General features: G+C 44.3%; 8 protein-coding genes (1 of these 8 running past the window's edge). All 8 read left to right on the plus strand.

Going from position 1 to position 11,482, the window contains the following annotated elements; genetic code table 11:
* Positions 1–51: 51 nt before the first annotated feature.
* Positions 52–2,220: an LPXTG cell wall anchor domain-containing protein gene (locus R8695_RS07915; RefSeq protein ID WP_154779854.1), complete on the plus strand. Its 2,169-nt coding sequence runs from the start codon at positions 52–54 to the stop codon at positions 2,218–2,220.
* A gap of 85 nt (positions 2,221–2,305) precedes the next feature.
* The gene (locus tag R8695_RS07920; protein WP_118508897.1) at positions 2,306–3,178 is read left to right on the plus strand and encodes a M14 family zinc carboxypeptidase; all 873 of its coding nucleotides are present in this window, start codon (positions 2,306–2,308) and stop codon (positions 3,176–3,178) included.
* 162 nt (positions 3,179–3,340) lie between these two features.
* Complete coding sequence (gene miaB / locus R8695_RS07925; RefSeq protein WP_167829746.1) at positions 3,341–4,741, plus strand: tRNA (N6-isopentenyl adenosine(37)-C2)-methylthiotransferase MiaB; 1,401 nt, start codon at positions 3,341–3,343, stop codon at positions 4,739–4,741.
* 69 nt (positions 4,742–4,810) lie between these two features.
* Entirely contained in the window at positions 4,811–6,169 is a 1,359-nt protein-coding gene (locus R8695_RS07930) for an MATE family efflux transporter (protein ID WP_154779853.1), read from the plus strand.
* 183 nt (positions 6,170–6,352) lie between these two features.
* Complete coding sequence (locus R8695_RS07935) at positions 6,353–6,670, plus strand: metal-sensing transcriptional repressor (protein WP_118508894.1); 318 nt, start codon at positions 6,353–6,355, stop codon at positions 6,668–6,670.
* A 100-nt stretch (positions 6,671–6,770) separates the two neighbouring features.
* Positions 6,771–9,404 carry a heavy metal translocating P-type ATPase gene (locus R8695_RS07940; protein WP_154779852.1) on the plus strand — a complete coding sequence of 878 codons (2,634 nt, stop codon included), beginning with the start codon at positions 6,771–6,773 and terminating at the stop codon, positions 9,402–9,404.
* A 429-nt stretch (positions 9,405–9,833) separates the two neighbouring features.
* A complete protein-coding gene (rsmH, locus tag R8695_RS07945; RefSeq protein WP_118508892.1) occupies positions 9,834–10,889 on the plus strand; it encodes a 16S rRNA (cytosine(1402)-N(4))-methyltransferase RsmH in 1,056 nt (351 codons plus the stop codon).
* Between the two features lies 1 nt (position 10,890).
* Positions 10,891–11,482 carry the beginning of a DNA polymerase Y family protein gene (locus tag R8695_RS07950; RefSeq protein WP_154779851.1) on the plus strand. The gene runs 671 nt beyond the window's last position, so the window shows 592 of its 1,263 coding nt (coding positions 1–592); the start codon lies at positions 10,891–10,893; its stop codon lies off the right edge, out of view.

The following is an 11,482-nucleotide window of genomic DNA, read 5'->3' on the forward strand; positions in this document are numbered from 1 at the left end:
CTTCAGTTTTAGTTTTTAGAATATAACTCATTCACGGGAGGAAATAAAATAATGAGAAGAAAACAGCTTTTTGCATTAATGATGGCTGGTGCTTTATCCGTGGGCATGGCACCGACAGCCTCATTTGCAGCAGAGAATGAAGTGGCTGCAGCCAGTGAAGAGACAGGCGGAGAGTTTGATGCATCTGAGACAGCAGACGAGACACCGTCTGATGAGACACCTGCGGATACAACAGATGAAACCCCGGCAGATGAAATTCCTGCAGATACAGACGAACCAGCAGCAGACCCTACGGAAACCCCGGCAGATGAAACTCCTGCAGATACAGACGAACCGGCAGCAGATCCTACAGAAACTCCTGCAGAGCCAACTGAGACTCCGGAAGAAGAGCCTGCAGCAGCTCAGAGTGAGGGGGAGGGAACCATCGCTATCGGAGAGACTGCATATACTTCTTTAAAAGAAGCATTTGCAAATGCTCCGGACAGCACAGCTGACCAGAATCCGGTTTATATTAAAATAGCCGGTACGATCGAAATTGATGAAACGATCGATGTACCTGCAAATAAAAACATCATGGTTGTAGCAGCGGCAGAAAATACAATTATTAAGCGTGCAGATGGATTTAAAGCCAACATATTTACAGTATCCGGCGGTACCTTACAGATTGCAGGGGGAACAGTGACAGATACAGATGGAACAGCGATTGCCACAGGAACTCTTACAGTTGATGGTGCAGGAGAGGATGTGGAAGGTTCTCTTATTGAAGTGAACAGCGGCGTGTTTGGATTATCTGACGGCGTAACACTTACCAACAATGAAACTTCTGCTGACGGCGGCGCGATCAGAAACATGGCAGATGGTGAAGTTTATCTGATGGGAGGCACGATCACCGGCAATACTGCAGCTTCCGGTGCAGGTGTGTACAGTGAAGGAACTGTTTATTTAAAAGGAACTGTAAAAGTCTCCGAAAACATGGTAAAAGATTCCTTTAATGTAGCAAGTAATGTTCTGCTGGCAGAATCCGGCGTGATCAAAGTAAACGGTGTGGTTTCCGATTCATCCGTAGGAGTAAGTGTGAAAACTCCGAAAGCTGATGTCAAGGTAGTTGAACTTCTGGACGGCGTAGAAGATGTGAAGTTGGCTGATGTTCTGCCACAGTTTACATATGAAGGTGATGAGAAGTTCAAGCTGAGTGAGACAGGTACACTGATCAGTGCAGCTGAACCGACAGAAAAACCAGACCCAACCGAGAAACCGGAACCCACTGAGAAACCAACGAAAGCGAAGGTTACCGGTGTGGAGATGAAATGGACTGGACACAATAAAGTAAGAATTAAATTCCGTTCCAATATCAAAGGTATTTATTCAGTTGACTGGGTAAAAAGAGGAGCGAAGGCCCCTGAGATCACAATATCCGGTACAGCTATTGATGCAGATACTGTTACAACTGTAACGGTTGAAGATCTTCCGGAATATGATGTTGACATTTATGTTACAGTGATCAGTGAGAAGGATAATAACAATTATCATTCCTGCAAGTTCCAGCCGATAGCATCTGATCGTCCACCTGCATCTAATACTCCAACCCCGACTGTAACGCCAACTTCAGCACCGCATAATGTTGCCAAGGTAGAGGACAGTACGATCCAGGGATTTGAGAAAGCACTGGTATTCTATCCGAATACTTTCTATGAATTCAGTGCAAAGGGTGCTGGTACAGATAATACCAATCCTGTAGAGGGAGATGTAAGATGGGTTCCTGTATACTGGAGCATGTCTTCCAATCCTGACAGCGGTGACCGACACACTGTATGGAAAATTGGTGCCCAGAAGGGTATTTATACAGAGAAAGAGAAGACATATCCAATCTATGTATTCTTCCAGAAACAGGTTTACAGCGGAAGCGAGTGGGTATCTCAGGACGGTGTGATTGAATCCAAACAGTTTTCCTTCAAGGCAGCACCTCTTACCAATGTAAGCGGAACACCGGTTCCGGGTGGTTCAGATGGCACAGACGGTACAGGCGGAGATGCAAATGGTACAAGTGTAGACGACAGTTATCTTACACCTACCACCTATGCAGGTGAAGCAAACGGAACAGCCAGAAGTGCCGTATCTACAGGTGACGAATCACCAATCGGTACAATGATGGCTCTGGCGGCAGCATCAATCCTTGCCGGTGGATATGTTCTTGTCAGAAGACGTAAAAAAGAAATGTAAGAGTTTTTAACAATAGAATCATAATGGATTACGAAAGAGACAGACCGAAAGTGGTCTGTCTTTTTTTGGGCAGGAGGGGAAGAGCATGACAGTGAAAGAAACCTGTACATATGAGAAAGTATATCTGGCATTGTGGGAGACAGGACAGAGATATGGGAAATTTGCGCAGTTTCGGGTGATCGGCAGGAGTCATGATGACAGGATGATTCCCATGCTGGAGATTGGAAAAGGGGATATCTGCATTTTCTGTGTCAGCGGTATCGGAGGGAAAGACGGTATAATGCCGGAATATCTACTTCATATGGCAGCAGAATACTGTCAGGCCTACGAATGTGGATGGGTGATGGATGAGAATTACGAAGTGAGAAAGCTTCTGGACAGAGTCAGGATCTGTCTGATCCCTGTTCTGAATCCGGATGGATATGAGATCGCAGCCTGTGGCTACAATGTGATCAGGAATCCTATTTACAGACAGATGCTGAAAATGCAGAACCGGCCTGTGGAGGAATTTAACTGTAATGCACGAGGGGTAGAACTGGGAAGAAATTTTCCTACCAATTATTATCAAAGAAGAAGGATCAATCAGGAACCTGCCAGTGAAAATGAAACGAAAGCGCTGATCAGTATTTTTCAGGAATATAAAAGTGCAGGGCTTCTGACATTTGGGTTTTCCAGGGGAAGAATCATTTACTGCAGACAGGAGAAAGGCTTTGCCTATAATCAGAGGAATTACAGACTGGCTAGATATCTGCAGAAATGCAGCGGATATCGTCTGGAACGGGGAGCTTTTCATGAGGTGCAGAAAAAACGGGAGGATCCTGATATGGGGGCCCTGGAGCAGTTTTATGCAGAAGTGATCCGGCAGCCGTCTCTGGCCATCGAGATACCGGACCTTCCTGCAGGAAATGAAAAGGAAATCCGGCTTCTTCCACTGGAATATATTTATTCCCTGAATTAATGTGAGATCAGAGTTTTCTTTTGTTTGACATCCGGCTGTAAATTCTGTATGATAGAAAGAGCGCTGTTACTGTACACAGAACAGATAGTAACAAAGAAGATCAATAGAATGAAAAGAAGCAGAAATAACAGAATGTAAGTGAGAAAGACGAGGAAATAAAGAGTGAGCAATACACAGGAGAGTAAAGTACAGTTAGAATATATCAGTAAATGTACAGATCTGGTTAAGGAGAAATATGACAGACAGCCTTGCTTCTTTATCCAGAATGCAGGATGTCAGATGAATTCTCTGCAGACAGATACAGTAGCCGGAATCGTGAAACGAATGGGCTATAAAGAAGTGGAGAAAGAAGAAAACGCAGATGTGGTAATCTATAATACATGTACAGTCAGAGAGAATGCCAATCTGAAGATTTACGGACACCTTGGACATTTAAAGAGCATTAAGAGACATAAACCAGATATGAAGATCGTACTTTTCGGCTGCATGATGCAGGAACCGGAAGTGATCGAGAAGATCCATAAGGATTATTCTTTCGTGGATCTGGTATTCGGAACTCATAATTTCCATAAGTTCCCGGAACTTTTTTACAGAAGCTTAAATACAGAAGGACAGATCATTGACGTATGGAAAGAATCCGACGAGATCGTAGAGGGAATGCCTTCTGACCGTAAATATTCCTTTAAAACAGGTGTAAATATTATGTTTGGCTGCAATAATTTCTGCAGTTATTGTATCGTACCTTATGTAAGAGGAAGGGAAAAGAGCCGCGAACCGGAAGATATTATTGAAGAGATTAAAGGACTGGTTGCAGATGGCGTAACAGAAATTATGCTTCTGGGACAGAATGTAAATTCTTACGGTAAGACATTGGAACACCCAGTTACCTTTGCCCGGCTGTTACAGAGAGTAGAAGAGATTGAAGGGCTGAAGAGAATCCGCTTTATGACTTCCCATCCGAAGGATCTGTCTGATGAGCTTATTGAGACCATGGCGAAAAGTAAGAAAGTCTGCCACCATCTGCACCTGCCAATGCAGTCCGGAAGCAGCCGTATTTTAAAAATCATGAACCGCCGTTATGATAAGGAAAAATATCTGGAACTTGTGGAGAAAATCCGTAAAGCAGTACCGGATATTTCTCTGACAACAGATATTATCGTAGGATTTCCCGGTGAAACAGAAGAGGATTTCCAGGATACTCTGGATGTGGTAGAGAAGAGCTGCTTTGACACAGCGTTTACCTTTATCTATTCCAAGAGAAGCGGAACACCTGCAGCGAAAATGGAAAATCAGGTTCCGGAGGATGTGGTAAAGGATCGTTTTGACCGTCTTCTTTCCCTGGTTCAGGAGAAAGGACGGGAAGCTTCTTCACGCTTTGAGGGAACTGTACAGGAGATTCTGGTGGAAGAAGAGAGCAAGGAAAAGGGTATTTTTACAGGAAGAACGCAGTACAACCTTCTGGTGCATTTCCCGGGATGCCAGGATATGCTGGGCAAATACGTAAAAGTAAAGCTAGATACCTGTAAGGGATTCTATTATATGGGAACTCTGGCAGAAGAATAAATAAGATCAAGAGCGGGCCTGTGTTGCGGTTGAACCGGAATACAGGCTTTTTGACCAAAATACGAAAGGATGAGGATTTTGAAACAGAATAAATATGAGATAGATATGTGTAATGGAAGTATTATGGATAAGCTGATCTCCTTTTCCTTACCATTGATGCTGTCTGGTATTTTGCAGCTGATGTTCAATGCGGTAGATATTATTGTTGTAGGGCGGTTCAGCGGAAGTGTGGCGCTTGCTGCGGTAGGTTCCACGACTGCACTGATCAACGTGTTTACCAATCTGTTTATCGGGATTTCTCTTGGGGCGAATGTTCTTGCAGCACGATTCTTTGCAGCAGGTAAGGAAAAAGAGATGTCAGAAACTGTTCATACAGCGATCACTCTTGCACTGATCAGTGGCGTGATCATGGCATTTGTGGGACTGATTTTTTCCAGGGGAGCACTGGAACTGATGGATACCCCTGAGGATGTGATCGGGCAGTCTACACTGTATATGAAGATATATTTCCTGGGGATGCCGTTCTTTATGCTGTACAATTATGGAGCTGCGATCCTGAGAGCTGTGGGAGATACCAAGCGTCCGTTGATCTTCCTGATCATTTCGGGTGTTGTGAATGCAGGGCTGAATATGATCCTTGTGATCGTATTTCATCTGGATGTAGAAGGTGTTGCCATTGCAACTGTAATCTCACAGCTGATTTCCTGCGTCCTTGTACTGCGGTGTCTGTATAGGTCACAGACCAGCTATCAGCTTCGTTTCTCGAAACTGAAGATCAATACAGCTTATCTGAAACAGATTTTTCAGGTGGGCATTCCGGCGGGTATCCAGAGTACGGTGATCAATTTCTCAAATGCGCTGCTGCAGTCTTCGGTCAATTCTTTTGGTTCTATTGCAATGGCCGGATATACGGCAGCCAACAATATTTTTGGATTCCTGTATATGTCTGTGAACTCTGTGACACAGGCGTGTATGAGCTTTACCAGCCAGAATTACGGTGTGCGCAAGTATAAGCGTATGGATAAGGTTTTGATCGACTGTATTATCATCTCTGTGGTTACGGCGCTGACCCTTGGATGCAGCGCATACTTCTTTGGATCTGAGATCCTTAAGATTTATACGAAGGATTCTGAGGTAATCCAGTGCGGAATGGAGATTATGGCGTATACCACGGTACCGTATTTCTTATGCGGAATCATGGATCTGTTTCCGGGAGCGCTGCGTGGAATGGGGCATTCCGCTGTGCCTATGATCTTATCTGTAATAGGCACGGTAGGAACCAGAATTGTATGGATCTTCGGAATTTTCCCAAATCACAGATCTCTGTCTGTGCTGTTTATTTCCTATCCTGGATCCTGGATCCTGACCATTGTCATGCAGGTGATTTGTTTCTATTTTGTCAGACGAAAAGTACATAAAAGTGCATAAAGCATAGTTTTCGGAGCTTTTGCAGAAAATAATGTTGTCAAAACATAGTGAGACAACGGACTTTTCTGCAGGGGCTCTTTTTTGCAAAACTTTTTATATATGGTATTGACAAATACCCCATAAGGGTATATAGTGCCTATTGTAAGGATACCCCATTAGGGTATTGTGACAGGAGGTATTTATATGGCTGATACACAGGAAAAGAAAGCCTGTCCCTGTTGTGGGAAACATACAGACCGTTCCGAAAAGGAACGCAGGAAACTGATCAACCGTCTCAAACGTGTGGAGGGACAGATCCGTGGAATTATTGGTATGCTTGAGAACGATGCGTACTGTAATGATATCCTGATCCAGTCGGCAGCAGTCAATGCGGCAGTGAATGCATTTAATAAGGAACTGCTTGCAAATCACATCCGCACCTGCGTAGCCCGAGATATCCGTGAGGGTAAGGACGAGACGATCGATGAGCTGGTTACAACTTTACAGAAACTTATGAAGTAAAGTGGTCGAAAGAGAAAGAAAGTACATCATCTCGCAAGTATCAACATTAATTGTATGCAGAGTGCGGATTCAGATGTACGAATTTTGAGGAGGAATGAGAATGGAACAATACAACGTAACCGGAATGAGCTGTGCAGCCTGCAGTGCCAGAGTTGAGAAGGCTGTATCCAAGGTTCCGGGTGTGACATCCTGTTCCGTCAGTCTGTTGACGAACTCTATGGGAGTAGAGGGAACTGCAAGCTCCGACGAGATCATCAGGGCAGTACAGGATGCCGGATACGGAGCATCCTTAAAAGGTGCTTCAGGGCAGCAGATGTCTGCTTCTGTGGCAGAGGAAGCACTGGAGGATCACGAAACACCTGTATTAAAGAGAAGACTGATCGCATCCATCGGCTTTCTGCTGGTGCTGATGTATTTCTCCATGGGTCATATGATGTGGGGATGGCCGCTGCCTGCATGGTTCGATGGCAACCATGTTGCTATGGGACTGGTACAGCTCCTGCTTGCAGGAATTATAATGGTCATCAACCAGAAATTCTTTATCAGCGGATTTAAGAGCCTGTGGCATCGTGCACCAAACATGGATACACTGGTAGCACTTGGCTCTATGGCATCCTTTGTATGGAGTGTCTATGCGCTCTTTGCCATGACAAGAGCACAGGTGGACGGCGATTCAGCGGCAGTAATGAACTATATGATGGAGTTCTACTTTGAGTCCGCAGCCATGATCCTGACCCTGATCACAGTAGGAAAAATGTTGGAAGCACGTTCCAAAGGAAAGACTACAGACGCGCTGAAAGGTCTTATGAAACTGGCCTCGAAAACTGCGGTTGTTGTCCGTGACGGCCAGGAAGCCACAGTGCCGATTGAACAGGTACGAAAAGGAGATATTTTCGTAGTTCGCCCTGGTGAGAATATTCCGGTGGATGGCGTGATTCTTGAGGGAAACAGTGCAGTCAATGAGTCAGCACTTACAGGAGAGAGTATTCCGGTAGATAAGAATCCGGGAGATGCAGTCTCCGCTGCAACAGTAAACCAGTCCGGATTTATCAGATGCGAGGCAACCCGTGTAGGAGAAGATACCACGCTTTCACAGATCATTAAGATGGTCAGTGATGCAGCAGCTACCAAAGCACCGATCGCAAAAATCGCAGACCGTGTTTCCGGAGTTTTTGTTCCGGCAGTTATCAGCATCGCCATTGTAACAACCGTCATCTGGCTACTTGTGGGCAGACCATTCGGTTTCGCACTGGCAAGAGGTATTTCTGTTTTGGTTATCAGCTGCCCGTGTGCACTTGGACTTGCCACACCGGTTGCGATCATGGTCGGAAACGGAATGGGAGCCAAGAATGGAATCTTGTTTAAGACAGCTGTTTCTTTGGAAGAAGCAGGGAAGATCCAGATTGTTGCACTTGATAAGACTGGAACGATCACAAAGGGTGAGCCGCAGGTAACAGACCTGGTTCCGGCAGAGGGAATTTCAGAGAAAGAACTCCTGACCTATGCATATGCACTTGAGAAGAAAAGTGAACACCCTCTGGCAAAAGCAATCCTTGCAAGAGCAGAGGAGCAGCAGATCACAATACAGGAGGTTTCTGATTTCCAGGCACTCCCGGGAAATGGTCTTCGTGCAGTTTTAAATAATGAAGTCCTGACAGGTGGAAGTATGAAGTTTATCAGCAATCAGGTATCTATAACACCGGAACTGATCTTAGAGGCTGAGAAGCTTGCAGGAGAGGGAAAAACACCGCTTCTTTTTACAAAGAACGGAAAGTTGATCGGTATGATCGCAGTAGCAGATGTTATGAAAGAGGACAGCCCGAGAGCAGTAAAAGAACTGCAGAATATGGGAATCCGTGTGGTTATGCTGACCGGTGATAATGAGCGTACTGCAAAAGCAATCGGTGCGCAGGCAGGCGTGGATGAAGTCATTGCAGGCGTACTTCCGGACGGCAAGGAAAGCGTGATCCGTTCTCTGAAAGAAAAAGGAAAAGTTGCCATGGTAGGTGACGGCATCAATGATGCACCGGCACTGACAAGAGCAGACATCGGAATCGCCATTGGTGCAGGAACAGACGTTGCCATTGATGCGGCAGATGTGGTACTGATGAAAAGCCAGTTAAGCGATGTTCCGGCAGCAATCCGTCTCAGCCGTGCAACACTGAGGAATATCCATGAGAACCTTTTCTGGGCGTTCTTTTACAATGTGATCGGTATTCCGCTTGCAGCTGGTGTATGGATCCCGATTTTCGGATGGACATTGAATCCGATGTTTGGTGCAGCGGCAATGAGCCTTTCCAGTTTCTGCGTAGTAACCAATGCACTGAGACTGAACCTGTTCAAAGTACATGATGCATCTAAAGACAAAAAAATCAAACAGAATACGGCAGAACTTCATGTGACAGCAGATACAGAAAACAAAAACATGACAAATGAGGATGCAGACTGCTGCAGTACAGAAATTCATGATCGCAAAGATCAGGAAAATATAAAAGTAAACAAGGAGAACAACGGTATGACAACAATCACAGTAAATGTAACCGGAATGATGTGCGGACACTGCGAAGCACATGTAAACAAAGCAATTAAAGAAGCATTTGGAGTAGAAGATGTAGTTTCTTCCCATGAAAAAGGAACCACTGTGATCCAGGCACCACAGAAACTGGATGAGGATAAGATCCGCGAAGTGATCAAAGAAGCCGGATATGAAGTAACAGGCATCACACAGGAATAATAGTATCAGCAAAATAGTTAAAACTGCTCAGATCTGAGCAACATAAAACACCTGAAAATTACTGAAATGTATCTTTTGAAAAACAGTAAATTTTCGGGTGTTTATAAGCCGGCAGCGAAGCAGATGTTTTTATCTGGCTGACTTAAGTATTTCTTTAGTTATCTGTGGATGTAGGCTTCATCTACATGTTCGATTCTCAGTACACCGATTTTTATCCATTAGCCTCCTATTGAGAATATGTTTCATAAATGTTACTATTTTGGTTGTTAACCCATAATAGCATCAACAAAAAAACAGCTCTGAACTTTTTGATGAAGTTTCAGAGCTGTTTTTGGCTGCTTTAATTTATTGAAATCTATTGAACTGTAGTTTTCAAATATGATACAATCAGAATAATTGTTAAGAAAACAGATATGAAAGGAAACAGTTATGGAAAATCAGTATCAGACACCGCACAAAAGACGTGTCCGTTATAAAGGAAAATATCCAAAGAAATTTGAAGAGAAATACAAGGAACTTCAGCCTGAGAAATATAAAGACACGATTGAACATGTAATCCAGAAAGGTAATACCCCTGCAGGAATGCACATTTCCATTATGGTAAAAGAAATTATCGATTTTCTCAACATTCAGCCAGGCGAGATAGGATTTGATGCTACATTGGGTTATGGTGGACATACAAAAGCAATGCTGCAGTGTCTGAACGGCAAAGGTCATATCTATGCCACAGACGTAGATCCTGAGGAATCTGATAAGACTAAGAAACGTCTGGCAGAGCAGGGATTTGGTGAAGATATGCTGACAGTGAAACTTCAGAATTTCTGCACCATCGATGAAATTGCGAAAGAAGTAGGAGGATTCGATTTTATCCTTGCAGACCTTGGAGTTTCTTCCATGCAGATTGACAACCCCAAGAGAGGATTTTCATTCAAAGTAGACGGCCCTCTGGATCTCCGCCTGAATCAGGAAGCAGGAATCAGTGCGGCAGAGAGACTGGATACCATATCAAGAGATGAACTTGCGGGAATGCTCTACGAGAATTCTGATGAGCCGTACTGTGAAGAACTTGCCAAAGCGATCACTGACGAAATTCGCAGAGGAAATCGTATTGATACAACAACAAAACTGCGCCAGGTCATCGAGAAAACATTGGATTTCCTGCCGGAAAAAGAAAAGAAAGATACCATCAAGAAAACCTGCCAGAGAACATTCCAGGCACTTCGCATTGATGTAAACCGTGAGTTTGAAGTATTATATGAATTTATGGAAAAACTTCCAGATGCCCTGCGCCCGGGTGGACGTGTAGCAATTCTTACGTTCCATTCCGGTGAGGACAAACTTGTAAAGAAAGCTCTCAAAGAGGGATACAAAGCAGGAATCTATTCTGATTACGCCAAAGATGTGATCCGCCCATCTGCACAGGAGTGTGCACAGAACGGAAGAGCCCGTTCTACGAAGATGCGCTGGGCAGTAAAAGCAGACTGATATGGAACGCTTGATCTTTCATATAGATGTAAACAGCGCTTTCCTTTCCTGGGAAGCGGTGCGGAGAGTGAGACAGGGTCTGCCTGATCTGAGAGAGATTCCGGCCTGTATCGGCGGAGATCCGAAGAAGCGTACAGGCATTGTAGTTGCGAAATCAATTCCTGCAAAGAAATACGGGATACAAACTGGCGAACCCATGGCAATGGCTCTCAGAAAGTGTCCGAATCTGACGGTTATTCCCGGTGATTTTGCACTTTTTGACCGATGTTCCAAAGCATTTAAGAAAATCTGTGCTTCTTATGCGCCGGTGATGGAGTCTTTTTCCATAGATGAAGTTTTTCTGGATATGACGGGTACATCCCTGATTTATCCGGATCCTGTTGCAACGGCACATGAAATCAAAGATAAGATATACGGAGATCTTGGTTTTACTGTAAATGTTGGAATCTCTACCAATAAGCTACTGGCGAAGATGGCCTCGGATTTCGAGAAGCCCAATAAAGTACATACCTTATTTCCAGACGAAATTCCGGTAAAAATGTGGCCGCTTCCAGTAAGAGAACTCTTGTTTCTCGGAAAAGTATCAGAAAAAA

Origin of the sequence: Blautia luti (assembly GCF_033096465.1) — a bacterium.
Lineage (GTDB): Bacteria > Bacillota > Clostridia > Lachnospirales > Lachnospiraceae > Blautia_A > Blautia_A luti.

Excerpts from the sequence above, each read along its gene's own strand:
- R8695_RS07915 (WP_154779854.1), top strand. The coding sequence starts at position 52 with ATGAGAAGAAAACAGCTTTTTGCATTAATGATGGCTGGTGCTTTATCC.
- R8695_RS07920 (WP_118508897.1), top strand. The coding sequence starts at position 2,306 with ATGACAGTGAAAGAAACCTGTACATATGAGAAAGTATATCTGGCATTG.
- R8695_RS07930 (WP_154779853.1), top strand. The coding sequence starts at position 4,811 with ATGAGGATTTTGAAACAGAATAAATATGAGATAGATATGTGTAATGGA.
- R8695_RS07935 (WP_118508894.1), top strand. The coding sequence starts at position 6,353 with ATGGCTGATACACAGGAAAAGAAAGCCTGTCCCTGTTGTGGGAAACAT.
- R8695_RS07940 (WP_154779852.1), top strand. The coding sequence starts at position 6,771 with ATGGAACAATACAACGTAACCGGAATGAGCTGTGCAGCCTGCAGTGCC.
- rsmH (WP_118508892.1), top strand. The coding sequence starts at position 9,834 with ATGGAAAATCAGTATCAGACACCGCACAAAAGACGTGTCCGTTATAAA.